Below are 19,946 nucleotides of genomic sequence, written 5' to 3' on the forward strand. Positions count from 1 at the left end.
CGGCAAAAACGCAGCACACGATCCCCACGCGTCACATCTGTAACAACTACTCCCCACCGGGGGTATAGGTAGGGGGTACTACATGTAGTGGCACCCCGTTTTTCTGTCAACAATTTTCAGAAAATTCCGGCGTGTCGCGCGCACAATCTCTCAAAGAAGGGATCTACGTACTCAGCAACGCTGCACAGATTTCGCATTATGGTGGCAACCTCAGAAGGACGGACTGAGTAATTCCGCATGAAAAAGGCCGAACCAAAGACGCATTTTCCTCAGTTCGGCCTGTCCTGGTTGGACTTATCGCAGTTCCTAGCCCACGGCAGGAGCGTTAAGCATCGGAGCTAAAACGCACTCCAGCGTCCGGGATGGAAACGCCGGGGAAGACACGCATGCCGTCGAGAAGCTCGCAGCGCGCTCCAATGTGGGCGCCCTCGCCAATGACGCAGTTTTCAATGACCGCGTTGGCGCCAATATGTGCGCCGGAGGCAATAATGGAGTTATGAATGATGGCACCTGGCTCAATGCGCACGCCATCGAAGACGACGGTGCCCTCGAGGCGAGATCCGGCGCCTACCTCGGAACCACGGCCCACGGCAGTACCGGACAGCAGCAGCACGCCACCAGCGATGCCGGCCGAAGGATCCACCAAGGACTCGCCGGTCTTGCCTTCAATCAGCGGGGAAGGCGCAATGCCGCGCACCAAGTCCGACGATCCGCGAGTGAAGTCATCTGGGCGGCCCATGTCGCGCCAGTAGGAGTTGTCCACGTGACCGACAACGAGGCGACCCTCTGCCAGCAGTCCCGGGAAAGTCTCGCGCTCGACAGAGACGACACGATCGGCCGGAATAGACTCGATGACCGAACACTTGAATACGTAGCAGCCGGCGTTGATCTGGTTGGTCGGCGGGTCCTCAGTCTTTTCCAAGAAGGCGGTTACCCGACCATTGGAATCGGTAGGCACGCAGCCGAAGGCACGAGGATCAGCCACGTTGAGCAGATGCATGGTGACATCGGCGTCCTTGTCATGGTGCGTGGTGAGGATTCCCTCCAGGTCCATGCCGGACAGCACATCGCCGTTGAAGACCATGACGGTGTCATTGCGCAGCTTGTCGTAGACATTGCGGATACCGCCGCCGGTACCGAGTGCGGTCTCTTCCACCACGTACTCGATCTCCAGGCCTAGGTCCGAACCGTCGCCGAAGTACTCCTCAAAGACCTCAGCCTTATATGAGGTAGACATGACCACGTGCTCGATGCCGGCGGCCTTGATGCGGGCGAGAAGATGCTGCAGGAACGGATAGTTGGCCGTCGGCAGCATCGGCTTCGGTGTACCGATGGTTAGTGGACGCAGGCGGGTACCGCGACCGCCAACGAGAATCACTGCATCCGTGCTGGCACCGTGGGTGGTGACTGCTTCAGTCATAGTCTTCCTTATGTATGCAGACAGTTTTATTCGGTGATTTTCTGAGGGACAGTGTAGAGCTTAAAAGCGCAATCTAGGTCAACGGCACGCGCACCGCGGCCTAAGAACCTGCCGATGCCGAGGCAATTAACCCACGCACCCGCAGCCCCAGCCACAGTGCACCACGCAATGGGGCCTGCCACCAGGCGGGGTGGCGGTCTGCTTGGAAGCGGTAGGCGGAGTCATGGTGCGCGCGTAGCATGGCGCCGGCGTGTGCTTGTGTGGAATGCCCCTTGGCGTGACTGATGACTGCTTCTGGGCAGAAAATGTTTTGGTAGCCGGCGCGCGCGAAGCGATCGCCTAGATCTACGTCTTCGAGGTACATGAAGTAACGCTCATCAAATCCGCCGATGGCTTCAAAAGCCTCCCAACGCACAAGAAGGCAGGAACCAGATAACCAACCAGCCGGCCGCTGCGTAGTCATATCGGTTTCATTGCGATAAGCGCGCGACCACGGATTAGAGGGCCAGATCGAGGAAAAGAGGGCGTGCCCAATGCCGGTGGCGACGGTAGGCACGGCACGGGCAGAGGGGTAATTGGTGCCGTCCGGCTCTACTATGCGCGGGCCCACGGCCGCAGCGTCCGGCCATTTGCGGGCACACTCGATGAGCCGATCGATAGATCCCGGTCTAAAGGCAACGTCCGGGTTGGAAATCAGGAAAAATTCCTCATCTACTCCGCCGCGCTCGCGGGCGAAGCGGGCACCGGCGTTCATGCCAGCGCCATAGCCGATATTCCCGCCGGTATCGAGGAAATCTACCCCGGCGCGCTCGCGGGCGGCAGCCTCGGGAACACCGTCGGTAGAGCCATTATCCGCAAGCACCACCTTGGTGCCGCGGGCGTACGCACTCGGCAGGGAGTCTAAAAAACTACCGAGGTATTGTCCGGGACTATAAGTCACGGTGATCACGGCCAGTGGGAGTTGAGTTGGAGTAGTCACAATGGCCACGAGCTTAGTCACAAGCACTCCTCGCGCTGGGCAGGGACACTGCCCGAACACGCGAAATCGGACGCGGATCACTAAGTTTTTAACGTTCTGCCCTAAACTGTCTCCAGATCCCCACCAATCTAGAAAGCCTCCACTTGTGACTTCTGAGAACACTCGCCGGGCGCGCACCATTCAGCCGGCGCCCTCTGCCGCTAGTGCGGTAAAGCAAAAAGGTTCCACGGCCATAAAGACGATCGTAGCCCTGCTATCCGCCCTGATCCTGGTGGTATCTGGCGTGGGTTATGCCACCGTCGGCCGGCTTGATAATGGTATGTCTTCTGCCAAGGACTTGTCCTTAGGCGGCAAGGGACTTTCCGGTGACTCGCTCGATGGCGCGGTGGATATCTTGCTGGTGGGCAAGGATTCGCGCACCGATGCTAAGGGCGATCCCCTCTCCGATAAGGAACTAGCAGACCTGCACGCCGGCGTGGCCGATGGTGAGGAAAATACCGACACCATGATGCTCATCCGCGTTCCGGAGGATGGTTCCCGTGCTACCGCCGTGTCCATTCCGCGCGATACCTATGTTAAGGATCCGGAGTACGGCAATATGAAGATGAATGCTGTCTTCGCCTCTCACAAGAACGCCAAGGTGGACGAGCTCAAGCAGGAAAACGCAGAGGCAGAAGCAAAGGGCAAAAAGAAGCCGCACTCGGATAAGGACATCGAAAAGCAGGGCGTCGAGGCCGGCCGCGAAGGGTTATTGGCCATGGTGCGGTCCTTGACCGGTGTGTCCATCGACCACTACGCGGAGGTGGGCCTGCTGGGCTTTACCCTGCTTACCGACGCCGTCGATGGTGTCGAAGTCTGCCTCAATGATGACGTCAATGACGATATGTCTGGCGCTAAGTTCAGCAAGGGCAAGCAGACCCTCGATGGCGCCAAGGCCCTAGCCTTTGTGCGCCAGCGCTACAACCTGCCGCGCGGCGACCTCGACCGCATCGTGCGCCAGCAGGCTTTTATGGCTTCCCTGGTCAATAAGATCTTGGACAATGACACCCTGGCTAATCCCTCCAAGCTTTCCAAGATTGCCAAGGCGGTGGAACGCTCCGTAGTCATCGATGAGGGCTGGGACATTATGGGCTTTGTTACCCAGCTTGCCGGCCTGGCAGGCGGCAATGTCACCTTCACCACCATCCCTGTTACCTCCATCGACGGCCAGGGCGATTATGGCGAATCTATCGTCACTATCGACGCCGCCGAGGTTCACCGTTTCATGGACGATTTGGCTAAGTCCCACGATGAAGCCACCGATGAGGCCAAGGCCGAGGATAAGGACAAGCAGAAAAAGGCGGACAAGGACAAGGACGTCGATCCTAATATCAATATCCACGTCCTCAACGCCGGCAATATTGACGGCCTAGCTTCCGGCATCGGCTCTTGGCTTGAGGGCAAGGGCTATACGGTAGAGCGCTCCGCTAACGCGCAACCGGGCATCTACAGTGAGTCGCAAGTGGTAGCCGCTGATCCGACGAGCAAGGAGGCGAAAGCCCTAGCCAAGAAACTGGGTGGCCTGCCGGTGGCAGAGAACCCGCAGCTCGATAATGACACCCTCATCGTCGTGGCTACCGATGACTACCAGGGCCCCTCCGATAAGGAGGCCAGCGCCCAAGAGCCGGAGGAAGACAAGTCCAGCCAGCCGGTAGGCACCCCGGGCGATGACTTCGGTACCGCCAAGGTTTCCCCAGAAATCGACGCCGGTGGCGATGGCCCGCGCTGCGTGAACTAGCACTTCTCCCCTACGATGGGCGAGTATGGAACTACTCGCCCATCTTTTGCATGCCGATGCCGCCTCTCCGCGCCTTACCGTATATAACGAGACCACCGGCGCACGCATGGATTTTTCCGGGCAAACGCTCGACAATTGGGTAGCGAAGATCGCCAATATGCTGGAAGAAGAGCTCGACCTGGAGGCAGATTCCACCATTGCCATCGATCTGCCCTCCTCGTGGCAAGCGGCCGTTGTGGCCTTGGGTGCGCTCGCCTCCGGCCCTTCCTATAGCTTTGGCGAGTCTGCCGCGCTTGCCGACGTCGTCTTTACCTCCCCCTCCCGCTACCCCGCCGCCCATGAACGTCAACCCCAAGCCGATATCGTGCTCATCAGCGAGGACCCCTTTGGCCGCGGCGTCGTAGAATCCGGCGGCGATCTACCCACTGGCGCTATTGATTTCGGCCCTACCGTGCGCTTCTACGGCGATCAGTACTTTGGTGAAACCCAGCCACTGCCGCAACTCGTCAATACTCCTGCGAGCGCCGAGCGCCTGCTATCTACCGGCTGGTCTGATAATGAGTCTTTTTCCCGCGCCGTGCTCGAACCCCTCGCCGCGGGAGGTTCCGCCGTCATCGTTGCCGGCGTGTGCCCAGCAGAGCGGTTGGAGGAAATCGCCTCCAATGAGAAAGTGACAGCTCGCCTTTCCTAGGTTTAGTCGGCAGGATTGAGCCCAGATACACTTAGCACTCGTTATGTTTCTGGGAATCTCCGCGGACGCATGGTCCTATATCTTCATCGGCCTCCTCATCCTTGCCGGCACCATCACTCAGGGCGCCATCGGTTTTGGTTTAGGGACCATTGCCACGCCCATCATCGCGCTCATTCGGCCTGAGCTCCTACCCACGCTCATTCTGTTGCTCGCGTTGTGCATTTCTAGCTATACGTTATCGCGCTCCTACCGCGAGACTTCTTGGCGCGTGGTGGGAATCTCTTCTCTTGCCCGCATCCCCGGTTCTTTAATAGGCGCTTGGGCAATCGCGAGTCTGTCCCCCAATGGACTATCCATCTTCATCGGTTGCGCCGTACTCTTTGCCATGACCCTATCCAGTTTGGGATGGAGCCCGCGGCCGACCACCCTCAATACGCTCATCGCCGGCGTAGCCTCCGGCATCCTGGGCACCTCCACTTCCATAGGCGGCCCGCCCATGGCGTTGATTATGAAGCGTTTTGATCCGAACCGTACCCGCGGCACTTTGGCTGGCACCTTCGTCCTCGGAACCTTAATTTCTCTTATAATTTTGGCGCTCAATGGACAGATCAGCAGCACCCAAGTAACCGCTGCGGCGGCCTATTTCCCCCTTATTGTCATTGGACTTATCGCAGCGAACTACCTCAACCGATTTATAGATAGGAAACTGCTCAACCGCATCGTCATCATTGTGGCCATCTCTGCAGCCCTCATGCTGATCGTTGAATCCGCCCTCTTCTAGCCCTGCACCCCACCCTCTTCGGAACATCCTGGACAGTTCCGGTTGCGAAAAGCACCAACCTCTGCCATGTAAACGCCTATAACTTATGACATGTAACATTCACGCGCAGGCATTTTATAACCGCCTTTCACCCGCTTAAATGCAGCGCACGACGCATATAGTGGCACGCCCATAATTTCCCCACAAGACTCGTACACCACTTTAGGGAAGAGTCAAATACCCCCATATAAGGGGTATTCCAATTCGCGCCAAATAGGCAATGTATAGACATCTATCCATCAATAATTTTTGACGCACTATCGACCACTTAGCGGGAACAAGGCCAAATAAACAGCTTAGTCTATATAAAATATATCGCTCCTTCTGAAGGCAAAATATATAGACATCTAAGAGATGACGTAACTTTAAGCGTGTTTTTGCGTTTTCTTAGCGCAACTCCGAAAGTTGCTGGATTTCATTCATTAGTTCATTCATTTTCTACCTGCATTAGGAGAAGTTCTAGATGTCGATTCGTCGTCGCATGACCGGCTTGACCGCCGGCCTCATCGTCGCCGGCGCCGCATTCGCGGCACCGCTGGCTGGCGCCACCGCCCAGACCGAGTCTTACCCAGAGACCCCGGCCCTGAACCCGCAGCTGCCCATCATCCACACCACCCACGGTTCCGACCACATGAAGGCGAACGTTCTGAACCCTCGCCCGGTATGTAACCCGTGGGAAGACCACCGCACCGTGGTCTACAAGGTTTCCGATCGCTTCCTGCCGGCCGGCACCATCTCCACCACCAACCAGACCAAGAAGGACATCCCACTGCAGCAGGATCTGTCCAAGTCCCAGTCCATCTCCGTTTCCGTCAACGGTGACCGCACCGAGACCACGTCCATGAACCTGGGCGGCAAGGGCTCCGGCAAGAATGCTGAAGGCTCCGCAGGCATCTCCCACGAGATCGCAACCAAGATTGGTGCTAGCGCCTCCTACTCCCTGTCTTGGGAGGCTGGCCAGTCCATCGGACCTTACGACGTTCCGCCAAACCACACCGGTGAAGCTACCTACGGCTTCCGCGTGCTGAACATGACCGGTACCCAGCAGTACTGCAAGCCAAACGGCACCTGGTCCACCCCGACCGCTTGGAATGCAATGCAGCCGGTTAAGAACGAAGTTCGCGTCAAGCTGTACGACAAGCTGTCTGATTCCTACGCTCCTAACAAGGATGCCCAGAACACCACCGACGTCAACGACCCGAAGGTTGTGCAAGAGGACAAGAACCTCGAGGCTGACGCAGAGGTAATCAAGGACACCGAGGGCACCGCCAAGGAAGATGCCGAGAAGGTTTCTGAGGCAGAGGGCAAGAACGAAGAGGCTGCTGACAAGAAGAAGCAGGAAGAGGTTGATGCCAAGGAGGACAAGAAGGACTCCAAGCACAAGCTCGACCTCGAGCCTTACATGACCGTTTCCGGCGCTAAGCACGCTGGCTTCGCAGGCACCGTTGCAGTCCGCGCCAAGAACGTTGGCTCCGAGCGCTACTACGGCGAGTTCCCAGCTACCCAGTTCCGCGTTGATGTGAAGACCGCCAAGGGCCCGAAGGGCGTTGACCGCCTCATCACTCCGCGTTCCTCCAACGGCGCTCACATCCGTGACCTGGGCTTCAACGAGAAGACCTCCACCCGCTCCTTCGAGGTAACCCTGGCTAACCCGATTAACGCTGGCGAAGAGGCTCGCATTGCGAACCTGGACTTCGGCGATGGCAAGACCAAGGAAGGCCGCCTCATCAATAACATCGAGGTAACCCAGACCTCCCGCATCAAGGGTGATGACTCCAAGCACAACGACCAGAACGTTGATTCCCGCGAGCACACCTTGAATGACTTTGGCAAGAAGGCTGAGGGTCTGTTCTAAGAACCCCTACTTCTTCCCTAGGAACATAGTTTCCTAGCCAGTCTCAAAGAGAAGGCCGCTGCACCACTGATGGTGCGGCGGCCTTCTTCTTGATCGTTTCACAGCTGCTTAACGACGAAAAGATGCAGGAACTCAATGCCCGCGTCGACGTCGACGGTGAGGACTACACCACCGTGGCACTCGATTTTTTGAAGGAAGAAAACCTGATCGCGGACTAGCTGCCAAGCCTTAGCAAGATCCCCAAAGACCGTTGCACCACCCTCGGTGCGGCGGTCTTTAATATTTCTTTAACTTAGATCATACTTTTACTTTCGTTCGCCAAAACCTTCAGATAGATTGTTTATGTTGTCTTATTCACACGTACTGAAGGATGAATTCTATGTCTCACACGACTGCGAATGCGCCTGCTTCACCGGCCAGTTCACCCACTACCGGCAGCGCAGACACCCCAAGCGGCAGCCAGGTGACTACCAATAAGGCCGTCAATAGCCAGTGGACCATCACGCTCTTCGGCACTGCCGTGGGCGCAGGTATCCTCTTCTTGCCGATTTCCGCCGGCAGCTTCGGCTTCATCCCGCTACTGGTAGCCACCTTGCTCATCTTCCCGATGACCTACCTGGCCCACCGTGCTTTCTCCTGGATCATTAGCTATTCGCCGCTGCATGGCGAAGACGTCCTTGCAGTACTCACCCACTTCTTTGGCCGGGGCAACGGCATTATCCTCGCGATTATCTACTGGTTCACCATCTTCCCGGTGGTGCTCATTTACGGCGTATCGATTACTAATACGGTCGATAGTTTCATCGTCAACCAGCTAGGTGGGCCGGAAATTTCTCGCTATATCTTGGCACCGCTGTGCGTAGGACTGATGACGCTGGCACTTGCCTTTGGCAATGCCATCATGTTGAAGATTGCCCAGTTCGTGGTTTATCCGCTCATCGTGGCGCTGGCAGCAGTATCGCTCTACCTCAGTCCGCAATGGGACCTCGGCTCCTTCATGGAGGCCGGCGATCACACCGCTGGCGGGGTTATCAAGGCCATTATCCTTATCCTTCCCGTCTTGGTGTTCTCCTTCTCCTTCGTTGCTGCGATTTCCCAATTCTCGCTGGGCATGGAAAAGGAATACGGAGCGGACCACCACGCACAGTCCGATAAGGTTATCCGCAATTCCGCCATCTTGCTGACCGTCTTCACCATGTTCTTTGTCTGGTCCTGCGCACTGGCCATGGGCGCAGACGGCATGCAGGAGGCAAATGACAAGAACCTGCCGGTACTTTCCTACTTCGCCAACGAAACCGGCACCCCATTTATGGCCTACATGGCACCCATCGTGGTTATTTGTGCGGTGGCTTCTTCCTATTTCGGCCATGCCCTTGGCACCATCGAGGGCACCCAGTACCTCTTCAACCTGGCCGCACCGAAAGCCACAAAGAAGATGTCTGCCCGCACGCTCGACCTATGGACCTACCTCTTCATCTTCATCGCCACGTCACTGGTAGGAATTTTCAACCCCTCCATCCTGGACATGATTTCTGTCGTGGGCGGCGTATTCTTCGCCTTCATGACCTACCTGCTTCCCATCTGGGTCATTTACCGAGTGGACGCCCTAGCCCGCTTCCGTGGCAAAAAGACCAACTATTTCGTGGCGGTCATGGGCTTTATCGTGCTCTTTGCCACCATCTGGGGAATATTCCAATAATCCCATAAAAAAGTGGTTCGACAAGTACTTTTCCTGTCTGACAAGGCGGGAGACAACATGTCAGAACAGGAAAAGGCGCCGCACACACTTGCAACGCATTGGCGCGGATGCAAATACTGCCGAAAGTTATGACTATTAAGCCACAAATGGGCTAGCAGTAAACTTTCAGCAACTAGCAGGGACCTATCAGGCACAATCCATTGTGGTAGCAGCCCCGTGCCCCATACTTAAATCATGCGTTTGAGAGAGCGCATACGAGAGAGATAGAGAGAACCCCTCAGTTTCCAGAGGGCGGCTTAGGCCGATACATGGAAACACCTTGTAGAGAGAGACGCCTGCGGCCCTCGGTTCCTTCCGGTTCCGAGGGCCGCAGGCGTTTTATCCTTTTATAGCGAAACGCTACTGGTGCAGCTTATTCTTTTTCGACGCGAATAGCACCGCGGTTCCAGTCACCAGCGCCGCAGCCACCAAATAGAAAGCAGGGGCAAGCTGCAGACCAGTGACATCAATAAGCCAGGTGGCGATCATCGGAGCAGTACCGCCAAAGACAGCATTGGCCGTATTAAACGTCAGAGCGAAACCGGATAGACGGACGTGCGTGGGGAACTGCTCGGAAAGGAAGGAGGGCAGGACGCCGTCGTTGAGCGCCAGCACGCCACCCAAGCAGACCTGAATGATAATGACGAGGAGGATTCCGGCGCCGTCGAGAAGCATAAAGGCCGGAATGATAGTCACGCCCATAAAAGCGGCCGCGCACAGCATGGTCGTGCGGCGGCCCAGGCGGTCCGAAAGCATGCCGGTAAGCAAGGCAAAGCCCACATAGAATGCGGAGGCAACAGAGGACGCTATAAACGCCGGGGTTGCGGCCATACCCAACTCTTCTGAGAGGTAGGTGGGCAGGTAGGTCAAAATGACGTAGAAGCCAATGGCGTTGAGCACCGCACCAGCAAAGGCAATGGCCAAGGCCTTGGGATACTTGAGCACCTCCCGCAACGGAGATTCTTCCGGTTCATCCTGATCCTCAAAGTGGGAGGACTCCTCCGTATGACGGCGAATCCACAGACCGTACATGCCCAAAGGCAACGCAATCAAGAAAGGCACGCGCCAGCCCCAGGAATCCAAGGCGGCATCGTCGAGCACGCCCGTCAGCAACGAGGCAATGAGCGAGCCCAGCAACAAGCCGGAAGCCGTAGCGGACGGCACCACCGCGGAATATATGCCGCGCTTGCCGGCCGGAGCGATCTCGGCCAAGTGCGTGGCCGCGCCTGCATACTCACCGGCTGCCGAAAAGCCCTGCACCATGCGGCACAGCAGCAGCAAAAGGGACGCGGCGAAGCCGATGGTGGCATAGCCAGGAAGGAAACCGATGCACGCGGTAGCCAGGGACATCATCACAATGGAGACCGTTAGGGTCTGGATGCGTCCGTGTTTATCACCGAAGTGACCCCATACGATGCCACCCAAAGGCCGCACCAAGAATGACAGCGCAAAGAGCGCAAACGTCATAATCAGGGCACGGCGGCCTTCCATCTCCGGGAAAAAGACTCGGGAGATAATCGCGGACATATAGATATAGGCTGCGTAATCGAACCACTCAATGAAGGTGCCTATAAACGCTGCCTTTATGGCCGAGCGATGCTGGCGTTTTGTTTCTTCTGTATCTTCCACCTGTGCCGGCACGGCATCATTGGCTGGGGGTTGGGAAGTGAGAGGAGACATGCTCCTCACCTCAATTCTGTAGCTATACAAGCAGTTGAAAACGGCGCAGGCCCGCTGCGCGCATGCCCTCAACCCTACAGAATCAACTTATGGTGTACGTCACTTTTATGCGCCAATATTGCACTCCCCCACAATTGTTACGCTTGTCAGCGCCTTATCCATCCCCTCCCAGCCATTAACAGCCACCCAACAGCCGAGCCTCATGGACACTACAGCACAGTGCCCCATACTGAGATCGTGCGTTTGAGAGAGCGCATATGAGAGAGATAGAGAGAACCCCCTGCAGTTTCCACAGGGCGGCACATGCCGATATATGGAAACAGTGAGAGAGACGCCTGTGGCCCCCAGTTCCGAAAGGAAGTGGGGGCCACAGGCGTTTTCCCAGTTAAGACCCTAACTTCATGCTGTAGAGGGCTTCTGCGGAATTTTTTTATCAAAATCAATAAGTCGGCCCAATGCCCAATCCTTATCAGTTAGCAGGCGAGAAAACACCAATCCGGCGCCAATAGAACCAACCACCATCATTCCTGTCGCAACGTTTGCCAAAGCTTGATCCATTTGACCGTCATTCAAATAAAACACTGCTCGAAACATTGTCACCCCCGGAATCATAATCACGGCAGCCGGAACGGTCGTTGTAATACGAGGAAGGCGCGCCTTTTTAGAAGCAACCGCACCTAGCAGCCCAATCAATAGTCCTCCCACGAATGCCGCAAAGAAAATAGTTGTACCTGCGTGAATGAGGATCAAACGGAGCTCGTTTGCCACCGTTCCGACACACGCTGCGACCAAAACCATGCGGCGGGAAGAGTTGAAAAGAAAGGCAAAGCCAGCAATTCCCAGAAAACTTGCGACCGGCGCCAACAAAAACCACTTCATATCCTGTGCAGGGGCGGGCGGATCAGGGGTAAGTTGTGTCAACCAGCTAACCATCGAGACTGTGAAAGTCGCTGTAAATATAACAGTGAAGGCGTACCCTAACCTGACTATTCCTGCGTCCAAATCAAAACGCGCAATGTCGATCAAAGCAGAGAAAAGAGGAAATCCGGGGATCAAGAATAAAACCGCTGCTACCACGCCCGAGGACAATTCACTCGGAGCCACTGAGCCTATCGCACCAAAAAATTCCGTTAAAAGGAAGAAAACGATACTTGCCGTTGCCCCGCCAGCAATTACTCCCCCGATTTGATGGACGTGCCGGTGGAGAACCGTGTACCGCACAAACTGGCCTGCAAACGCCGCTAGAGCCACCAACCCCACCGCTTCTAGCGGGAAACAGTTAAGATACGCAAACGCCGCGCACGCGATCGCGGCGGCAAAAGAAAGAACTAAACCGCTCCAGCGCTTTTTGACTCCAAACTCAATAACATCCAGCTTTGCGGCCAATTCTTGGGCAGTAATCCCCGCATAGAGCCGATTATGGGTCAGGTCTTCTAAGGCTTCTATCCGCGAAGCATCAACCGCAGGAGAATGTTGCCGGGCAATCACTGTCCTGAAATATTCCCCGCGGTGGAACGTACAAGTAATCTGCGTCAAACCCACTGTGGCATCTAAGTGGTCAAACCCCAAAGCTCGCGCACTGCGTTTCATCCCCCTTAAAACACGGTAACCAGAAGTGCCGGCACCCATTAGGAGCATTCCCACCCGCAAGACAACATCCGCTTCCACGCCCATTTGCCGGTGCAATTCTGGATCAAATTGTTGCGACACATCTCCTCCTCTGACACGGTTTTAGCGCCTATTTAAAGGCTTCTCGACCCCAACCGAAGCCCGAGAACACACTTTTAGTTTTACCTAGAATCCTACGCAGAACCGCCCCCCTATGAATAGTTCTTCATCGACCTAGAGGTCGCCGCCTTTTACACCGTGGGCTGGTCTGCGCGTTTATATGGCGATTTCCACCCCATTACCACAATACTCACAGGTAAAACGCAGGCCCGTAGCAGGCTAGGGAGTTATCTTAAGTTCATGCGTTTGAGAGAACGCAAGAGAGATAGAGAGAACCAGTTCCAGCGCCCTGCGGCCCCAAGTGAGGCCCGGGCGTTGGAGCTGTTTTAGGGGTCTGCCGGTTAATTGCACTAAGAAACGGTAGACGCAGGAAAACCTTGCATAGAGAAAACTCACCAGACTTGGCGGCTATGAACTACTCCCCCCACAGCCCGGATGCCAGCAGCAATGGCCGCACATCTTTTAAGAACCGTGCGGCCATGTACAGTTTCCCGCTTAGTCGTTGCCCAGATAGCTCAATGCAGCGGCAGCAAGTGCTTCGGTGCCAGTGCGCAATGTGGGTTGGAGCAGCGGGGCGAAGTGCGGGCTGTGGTTGGGAACATCTTTTCCCTCTTCGCGGCCGGAAAATACCCAGAAGCAATAGGGAACCCCAAAGGCACGCGCAATGGTGGAGAAATCCTCACTGGCCGTGAGGGGTTCTGCGGTAAGAACGCGGTCGGCGCCGAAGTAGGATGTGAAGGCTTTCTGGAGCCGCGCCGTGGTCTCGTCATCATTGCTGGTAAGCGGGTAGGCATCGTGATAGTTAAATTCAGCAGGCTGAGGGCTACCGGCAGCCTGGCACTCAGCGTTGACGATGCGCTCGATAGCGCCGGAGATTTTGTCGCGTACTTGCTCGCTATAGGCGCGCACGTTGATCTTCAGGTTAGCCTCAAAAGGAATGATATTTGCCTTCGAACCGGCATTGATAGCACCCACGGTCAACACGCCAAACTCGGAAGGGCTTAGTTCGCGGGAAATGACTGTCTGAAGGCGCATCACAATGGAGCTGGCCAACACCACTGGATCGACGCTGAGGTGTGGCATGGAACCGTGCGAGCCTTGGCCATAAACCTTGACATCCAGACTTACCGCGGTGGACATGAAGGGTCCTGCGGCAAGAGCAACGGTGCCAGCAGGAAATTGGCTAGCAAAAACATGTTGGCCTAGGACAACATCGGGAGTTGCTACCTTATCTACCAGACCGTCATCCACCATGGACTGGGCACCGGCAGCGATTTCCTCGCCCGGTTGGAAAATTAGTTGCAGGGTGCCGGACCACTGGTCGGTAGCCTGCGCCATGAGCGCACCCATGCCCAGCAGGCTGGCCACGTGCGAATCGTGACCGCAGGCGTGCATGGCGGATATGGGGTTTCCATCCGAGTCAAGGGCGGTATCGGTGGAGGCATAATCCAGGCCAGTGTCCTCCTTGACTGGTAGGCCATCAAAATCCGCGCGCAGCATGACAGTTGGCCCGGCACCATTTTCTAAGATGCCAACCACGCCACCGCCTACATCCACTTGTTCAAACCCGAGGTCAGCAAGCTTGCCCTTGATGATGCCAAGCGTGCGCTCCTCCTGCATTGATAGCTCCGGGTGCTGATGCAGGTCCTTATAAAGTGGCTCCTGCCAAACTTTGACGGAGTCATAGTTGCTGCAGACAGTGCGGACAGACATTGCTTCCTCCTTGTGGAATCGCGGTGGAATATGGGTGCCAGTGTAGAAGGGTGGGAGGAAGGTGGGCGTCGGCAAGCAAGGCATTTTTGTAATGCCAGCCATAGTTTTATGTTAAAGAGACAGGCACCACGGCCCGCTGAGCTGGAGTTTTTAAAAAAATTTGATGACGCATCCACTTTTAACCCATCGGACATTAATAATTCACTGATTGTTTGTTTTTCATGTATCTGGGCTTCACCCGTCCGCCCTAGATTGACCGAGTGACCTTTCAGGAAGACTCTCTCAGTGGCGGCAACTCAGGCACTACCATCGCCCGTCCCACCCACACGGAAAACCCCAGTGATTCTGCGGCGCTGGTACGCAAAGCAGCGCGCAATCGCCACAAGGAATGGCTGCTGGCCGCAGCGCTTTTAGCGCCGAACCTGATCCTGCTGGCTGTATTTACTTACCGGCCGCTGCTAGATAATATCCGGCTATCCTTTTTCAATTGGAATATTTCCAGCCCTACCTCCACCTTTGTAGGCTTGGACAATTATGTGGAGTGGTTTAGCCGCGAGGATACGAAGACCATCGTGCTCAACACTGTGGTATTCACATTCTTTGCGGTCATTGGCTCCATGATCATCGGTCTAGCGCTGGCATTACTGCTCAACCAGAACATTAAGGGCCGCAACTTTGCACGCTCGGTGGTCTTCGCGCCCTATGCCATCTCTGGGGCGGCCATTGGTATCGCCTTCCAATTCGTCTTTGACCCGAACTTTGGCCTCATCCAGGACATGCTGGGCTGGTTCGGCATCGACTCCCCGAATTTCTATGCCGTGCCAGGCTGGGCGATGTTCATGGTGACGTTCACCTTCGTGTGGAAAAACCTTGGATATACCTTTGTCATTTATCTAGCCGCGCTCCAAGGCCTAGACAAGGAACTGGATGAAGCCGCCGCTATCGACGGCACCGGACGCTGGCGCAAATTCTGGCGTGTGACCATGCCGCAGCTGCGCAATACGACCTTCTTCCTTTCCATCACGGTGCTTCTTAACTCCGTGCAGGTCTTCGACATCATCAACGTCATGACCCGTGGCGGCCCACAGGGCAATGGCACGCAGACGTTGGTCTTCCAGATTTATAACGAGACCTTCGTCAACTTCCGCGCCGGCTACGGTGCGACTGCCGCCACCATCTTGTTCCTGATCCTGCTCATCATCACCCTGATCCAGGTACGCATCATGGATAAGCGAGGTTAACCCACTATGGCTACTTCAACCCTTCACATGGTCACGGATGAATCCCCCACCACCCGTCGCGCCAAGCTCGTAGGCGGCTATTTGGGCATCCTCGCGGTACTGCTCCTTATTGGTCTCCCGCTCTTTTGGATCCTCATGACCTCTTTCAAGGCCAAGGGCGATATTTATACAGATCCGGTCAACTGGCTGCCGCCGGTATGGGAGACTGAGAATTACTCCGATGCCACCACCCGCGTGCCTTTCTGGACCTACCTGCGCAACTCGGTAGTCATTACCGCAGTGCTGTCCATCATCAAGATTGTGCTTGGTGTCATCTCTGCCTATGCGCTGGCCATCCTGCGCTTCCCAGGCCGCCATCTGGTGTTCTTGTTGGTCATTTCCTCACTCATGGTGCCCAGCGAAATCACCGTCATTTCTAACTACGCCTTGGTCAATTCCTTGGGCTGGCGCAATACCTTCGTGGGCATCATCGTGCCGCTGGCCGGCGTGGCTTTCGGCACCTTCCTCATGCGCAACCACTTTTTATCCCTGCCCTATGAGCTGGTGGAAGCCGCCCGTATGGACGGCGCCGGCCCCATCCGCCTGCTTACCAAGGTGCTCCTGCCGGTCTCTTGGCCAACGCTGACCGCGTTTTCCGTCATCACCATGGTCAATGAATGGAATACCTACCTGTGGCCATTCCTCATGGCCGATACTGAGGACGTTGCCCCACTGCAGGTGGGTCTGACCATGCTGCAAAACAACGATGGCGTGACCAACTGGGGTCCGGTTATGGCCGCCACCATCCTCACCATCATCCCGATGGTGATCATCTTCCTAGCCTTGCAAAAGTACATGATTCAAGGCCTGACCACTGGCGCCGTCAAGGGATAGAAGGACTTCTACCCCACCCACGCTCGCCGTTTCCACATACTTTATTTCCCCCTTAACCAGGATTTTTCAGGAGAACTACATGCTACGCCGCACATTCCTCGCCCTTGCTACCACAGCCGCATCTGCCACCACTCTCGCCGCTTGCGCCGGCACCTCTTCTACTAACCCACAAGGCGGTAAAGACAAAGGCGGCGATGGTGAAGTCACCGAACTGACCTGGTGGTCCAACCACCCGGGCACGTCTAAGGACATTGAGAAGGAAATCATCTCCCGCTTTGAAAAGGAGAATCCTGATATCAAGGTCAACCTCGTTGATGCCGGCAAGAACTACGAAGAGGCTGCACAGAAATTCAACGCCGCGCTCACCGGCCAAGATCTACCGGACATCGTGGTGCTTTCCGACGTCTGGTGGTACAACTTTGCCATCAACGGCCAGATCGCCAACGTGGATGACCTGGCGAAGGAAGCCGGAATCGACCTGTCTACCTATGTGCAGCCACTCTACGAGGATTACAACTACGACGGCGGCCACTTTGCGCTTCCTTTCGCTCGTTCCACGCCGTTGTTCTATTACAACAAGGATGCGTGGAAGAAGGCCGGTCTGCCTGACCGCGGCCCGAAGTCCTGGGATGAGATGGACGAGTGGTCCAAGAAGCTCGCCGCGGCCGATTCCAAGATGAAGCCATTTGGCTGGGGCGATGCCGTGGACTACCTGGGCTGGATTTTCCAGGGCCCACTGTGGTCCAAGGGCGGTGCCTACTCCGATGAGTGGGACTTGAAGTTCACCGATGACAAGACCATCAAGGCCGTCGAGTGGCTCAAAGACATCACCGATGAAAAGAAGGGCTACTCCTACGTGGGCAATGACATGGCCATGGAGTTCGGCACCGGCCGCGCAGCCGCGACTGTGCTGTCCACCGGTGACCTGGCAGGCCTGACCGATACCGCCAAATTCGAGCTCGGTACCGCCTTCCTGCCTAACCCGACTGGCGAGGGCGCCTGCCCTACCGGTGGTGCTGGCCTTGCCATCCCAGCTGGCATCAGCAAGAACCGCCAGTTGGCTGCAATTAAGCTCATCGACTTCATCACCAATGAGGAAAACACCTGCTACTGGTCCCAGAACGTGGGCTATATGCCGGTGCGCTCCACCGCGATAGACAACAAGGACCAGAAGAAGTTCATGGAAGAAAACCCGAACTTCGAAACCGCCATCAAGCAACTTCCGGAGACTCGCCCGCAGGATAATGCCCGTGTCTTCCTGCCCGGCGCGGACCAGGAGATTGGTGGTGCTTTCGAAAAGATTGTCACCAACCGCGATGACGTCACCAAGGTGCTTACAGACCTGCAAAAGACCCTGCAGTCCATTTATGACAACCAGGTCAAGACCGTCATCAATAAGTAGGCTCCCCCTGGCGCCCTCCTCCCCTCACTACATTCTGAAAGGTAACCATGGCTACTGTCACCTTCGATGGCGCAAGCCGCATCTACTCCAAGGATGCTAAGCGCCCCGCCGTTGACCGCCTCAACCTCGATATTGCTGACGGCGAATTCTTGGTCCTTGTCGGCCCCTCCGGCTGCGGTAAGTCCACCAGCCTGCGTATGCTCGCCGGCCTCGAGCCCACCGACCGCGGCTCCATTCGTATCGGTGGTAAGGACGTCACCGGGGTGAGCCCCTCGGACCGCGACGTGGCCATGGTCTTTCAAAACTATGCGCTCTACCCCAATATGTCCGTAGCGCAGAATATGTCTTTCGCACTGGAAAACCGCAAGGTCCCTAAAAGCGAGATTAAGTCTCGCGTGCAAGAGGCTGCGAAGATCCTGCAGATGGAAGATTTGCTGGACCGCAAGCCCGCCAATCTTTCCGGCGGCCAGCGCCAGCGCGTAGCTATGGGACGCGCCATCGTGCGCGAGCCAGCCGTATTCTGCATGGACGAGCCCTTGTCCAACTTGGATGCCAAGCTGCGCGTATCCACCCGCGCGCAGATCTCTAACCTGCAGCGCCGCCTTGGCACCACCACCGTCTACGTCACCCATGACCAGACGGAGGCGATGACCATGGGTGACCGCGTCGCAGTTCTCAACGCCGGCGTCCTACAGCAGGTGGATACCACCCGTACCATTTATGACCGCCCGCAGAACGTCTTTGTCGCCGGATTCATTGGCTCCCCGGCGATGAATATCTACGACCTATCCCATAACTCCTCGGAGCTGCGTATCGGCTCTACCCCCATCAACTTGGCCAATTACAACTTCGATGGCGTTGAGACTGTCACCGTGGGCATCCGCCCTGAAGACTGGCAGTTAAGCGATACCGGCAACGGTGGGGCAAAGTTTACTGTCGCGCATATCGAGGAACTGGGTAACCAGACCTACGTTTATGGCGACCTGAACGACGCCGCGGGCAGCAGCTCCGCCGATGGCATCCTTAAGTCCTCTACCCGCATGGGCGGTCAGACCGGCATCCTGGTCAATGCCCGCGGCCGCTATGCGGTGGGCGATACTTTCTACGTTTCCCCCGACCCGGACCGAGTGCATCTATTTAGCACCACCACCGGGCAGCGCCTGAACTAGAAGCAGCAAATAGGCAGTTGACACCTTAGATTCTTATTTTTCCCTTTGCAGAAGATAAGAAACTGATATATGCTCGCACACATAAGACGCCCGTGCAGTGCCGTTTACTACGGATATTGCTCGGAATATTGCACTCAGCGAACCTTAAAATCAACCGAAAGGTAATTCACTGCCTATGCCTTCTTTCAAGAAGCTATCTGCCGCCACTTTGGCTGCAACAGCCATCCTCGGCACCGTCGCCGCACCGGCCGCCAGCGCCAAGAGCGACCCAGTTCGCTCCCTCATTTCTCCAGGCACCTGCAAGACCATCACCAAGTTGGCCAACGATGGCAAGCCGGTCCCGGATCCTTCCATCCTCCACGATGAAGACTCCGTAAAGCCGTACTTCAAAGATGGCGTGCTGGAGTACAAGGTGGTTGAAAACTTCCCGTACCGCAAGCAGCTGGATGCCGCGGTTGCCGAGTGGAACAAGGCCCTCAAGGGCAAGGCTTCCCTGAAGGAAGTTAAGCCTTCTGAGGCTGATGATGACACCATCGCCATCATCTTCAAGCCCGACCCAAATGGCTACGTCCAGGGTGCCGCTTACCCGGATCACAAGATGGTCTTCATCAAGATTCCTAATGCCCAGTACCCAGAAGCAGTCCAGGGCACCATCGCTCACGAGCTGGGCCACATGATGGGCGCCGGTCACTCCTGCGCCGGCGCGCTCATGGCAGGTGCTAACCAGAACCCCATCTCCTACCATGTGACCCCGCTGGATGCGGCGGCTATTATCCAGGGTCAGTTCGACTAAACGCCCGACGACTCCTCTCCCCTAGGCCCAGCACTGTGTCTAGGGGATTTTTCTGTCTTTACCCGGC

Annotated in this window: 15 protein-coding genes and 1 pseudogene; 11 read left to right on the top strand and 5 right to left on the bottom strand. The window is 56.3% G+C overall.

Annotated elements, in window-relative coordinates; all coding sequences use genetic code 11:
• Window positions 1-325: 325 nt before the first annotated feature.
• Both manB and MHK05_RS07950 read right to left on the bottom strand, forming a co-directional pair.
• The gene (gene manB / locus MHK05_RS07945; RefSeq protein ID WP_239205944.1) at window positions 326-1,420 is read right to left on the bottom strand and encodes a mannose-1-phosphate guanylyltransferase; all 1,095 of its coding nucleotides are present in this window, start codon (window positions 1,418-1,420) and stop codon (window positions 326-328) included.
• 100 nt (window positions 1,421-1,520) lie between these two features.
• On the bottom strand, window positions 1,521-2,420 hold the full coding sequence (locus tag MHK05_RS07950) for a glycosyltransferase family 2 protein (protein ID WP_023020759.1): 900 nt from the start codon (window positions 2,418-2,420) through the stop codon (window positions 1,521-1,523).
• Between the two features lie 124 nt (window positions 2,421-2,544).
• Here MHK05_RS07950 and MHK05_RS07955 point away from each other — a divergent pair, with 124 nt between their 5' ends.
• From MHK05_RS07955 to MHK05_RS07980, 6 genes and pseudogenes are all read left to right on the top strand, one after another.
• Complete coding sequence (locus tag MHK05_RS07955; protein WP_086587976.1) at window positions 2,545-4,176, top strand: LCP family protein; 1,632 nt, start codon at window positions 2,545-2,547, stop codon at window positions 4,174-4,176.
• Window positions 4,177-4,201: 25 nt separating this feature from the next.
• Entirely contained in the window at window positions 4,202-4,867 is a 666-nt protein-coding gene (locus MHK05_RS07960) for a TIGR03089 family protein (RefSeq protein WP_239205946.1), read from the top strand.
• Between the two features lie 43 nt (window positions 4,868-4,910).
• Window positions 4,911-5,648, top strand: a complete 738-nt coding sequence (locus MHK05_RS07965) for a sulfite exporter TauE/SafE family protein (protein WP_239205948.1) — start codon at window positions 4,911-4,913, stop codon at window positions 5,646-5,648.
• Window positions 5,649-6,150: 502 nt separating this feature from the next.
• Entirely contained in the window at window positions 6,151-7,542 is a 1,392-nt protein-coding gene (locus MHK05_RS07970; protein WP_239205950.1) for a hypothetical protein, read from the top strand.
• Window positions 7,543-7,628: 86 nt separating this feature from the next.
• Window positions 7,629-7,760 (top strand): annotated as a pseudogene (locus MHK05_RS07975) (glycine betaine ABC transporter substrate-binding protein); the annotation flags it as partial.
• Between the two features lie 161 nt (window positions 7,761-7,921).
• On the top strand, window positions 7,922-9,241 hold the full coding sequence (locus MHK05_RS07980; protein WP_239205952.1) for an amino acid permease: 1,320 nt from the start codon (window positions 7,922-7,924) through the stop codon (window positions 9,239-9,241).
• Window positions 9,242-9,640: 399 nt separating this feature from the next.
• On the opposite strand, the gene MHK05_RS07985 is transcribed toward MHK05_RS07980, so the two are convergent.
• The 3 genes from MHK05_RS07985 to MHK05_RS07995 all read right to left on the bottom strand — a co-directional run bounded on the left by MHK05_RS07985 (window position 9,641) and on the right by MHK05_RS07995 (window position 14,401).
• Entirely contained in the window at window positions 9,641-10,960 is a 1,320-nt protein-coding gene (locus MHK05_RS07985; RefSeq protein ID WP_023020753.1) for an MFS transporter, read from the bottom strand.
• Between the two features lie 399 nt (window positions 10,961-11,359).
• Window positions 11,360-12,634: a threonine/serine exporter family protein gene (locus MHK05_RS07990; RefSeq protein WP_034656263.1), complete on the bottom strand. Its 1,275-nt coding sequence runs from the start codon at window positions 12,632-12,634 to the stop codon at window positions 11,360-11,362.
• A 549-nt stretch (window positions 12,635-13,183) separates the two neighbouring features.
• Complete coding sequence (locus MHK05_RS07995) at window positions 13,184-14,401, bottom strand: amidohydrolase (protein WP_239205954.1); 1,218 nt, start codon at window positions 14,399-14,401, stop codon at window positions 13,184-13,186.
• 353 nt (window positions 14,402-14,754) lie between these two features.
• Between MHK05_RS07995 and MHK05_RS08000 the strand changes: the two genes are divergently transcribed.
• From MHK05_RS08000 to MHK05_RS08020, 5 genes are all read left to right on the top strand, one after another.
• On the top strand, window positions 14,755-15,642 hold the full coding sequence (locus tag MHK05_RS08000) for a carbohydrate ABC transporter permease (protein ID WP_275436536.1): 888 nt from the start codon (window positions 14,755-14,757) through the stop codon (window positions 15,640-15,642).
• Window positions 15,643-15,669: 27 nt separating this feature from the next.
• Window positions 15,670-16,515, top strand: a complete 846-nt coding sequence (locus MHK05_RS08005) for a carbohydrate ABC transporter permease (protein ID WP_034656258.1) — start codon at window positions 15,670-15,672, stop codon at window positions 16,513-16,515.
• Between the two features lie 79 nt (window positions 16,516-16,594).
• Window positions 16,595-17,917, top strand: a complete 1,323-nt coding sequence (locus MHK05_RS08010) for an ABC transporter substrate-binding protein (RefSeq protein ID WP_239205958.1) — start codon at window positions 16,595-16,597, stop codon at window positions 17,915-17,917.
• A gap of 47 nt (window positions 17,918-17,964) precedes the next feature.
• Window positions 17,965-19,086, top strand: a complete 1,122-nt coding sequence (locus MHK05_RS08015; protein WP_023027821.1) for an ABC transporter ATP-binding protein — start codon at window positions 17,965-17,967, stop codon at window positions 19,084-19,086.
• 175 nt (window positions 19,087-19,261) lie between these two features.
• Complete coding sequence (locus MHK05_RS08020) at window positions 19,262-19,879, top strand: zinc metalloprotease (RefSeq protein ID WP_023020746.1); 618 nt, start codon at window positions 19,262-19,264, stop codon at window positions 19,877-19,879.
• Window positions 19,880-19,946 lie beyond the last annotated feature (67 nt).

Source organism: Corynebacterium nasorum (genome assembly GCF_022347325.1).
Classification (GTDB): Bacteria; Actinomycetota; Actinomycetes; order Mycobacteriales; family Mycobacteriaceae; genus Corynebacterium; species Corynebacterium kefirresidentii.

Bases quoted from the DNA above. Each gene is read 5' to 3' on its own strand.
- manB (WP_239205944.1), bottom strand. From the start codon at position 1,420: ATGACTGAAGCAGTCACCACCCACGGTGCCAGCACGGATGCAGTGATT.
- MHK05_RS07960 (WP_239205946.1), top strand. From the start codon at position 4,202: ATGGAACTACTCGCCCATCTTTTGCATGCCGATGCCGCCTCTCCGCGC.
- MHK05_RS07965 (WP_239205948.1), top strand. From the start codon at position 4,911: ATGTTTCTGGGAATCTCCGCGGACGCATGGTCCTATATCTTCATCGGC.
- MHK05_RS07970 (WP_239205950.1), top strand. From the start codon at position 6,151: ATGTCGATTCGTCGTCGCATGACCGGCTTGACCGCCGGCCTCATCGTC.
- MHK05_RS07980 (WP_239205952.1), top strand. From the start codon at position 7,922: ATGTCTCACACGACTGCGAATGCGCCTGCTTCACCGGCCAGTTCACCC.
- MHK05_RS07985 (WP_023020753.1), bottom strand. From the start codon at position 10,960: ATGTCTCCTCTCACTTCCCAACCCCCAGCCAATGATGCCGTGCCGGCA.
- MHK05_RS07990 (WP_034656263.1), bottom strand. From the start codon at position 12,634: ATGGGCGTGGAAGCGGATGTTGTCTTGCGGGTGGGAATGCTCCTAATG.
- MHK05_RS07995 (WP_239205954.1), bottom strand. From the start codon at position 14,401: ATGTCTGTCCGCACTGTCTGCAGCAACTATGACTCCGTCAAAGTTTGG.
- MHK05_RS08005 (WP_034656258.1), top strand. From the start codon at position 15,670: ATGGTCACGGATGAATCCCCCACCACCCGTCGCGCCAAGCTCGTAGGC.
- MHK05_RS08010 (WP_239205958.1), top strand. From the start codon at position 16,595: ATGCTACGCCGCACATTCCTCGCCCTTGCTACCACAGCCGCATCTGCC.
- MHK05_RS08015 (WP_023027821.1), top strand. From the start codon at position 17,965: ATGGCTACTGTCACCTTCGATGGCGCAAGCCGCATCTACTCCAAGGAT.
- MHK05_RS08020 (WP_023020746.1), top strand. From the start codon at position 19,262: ATGCCTTCTTTCAAGAAGCTATCTGCCGCCACTTTGGCTGCAACAGCC.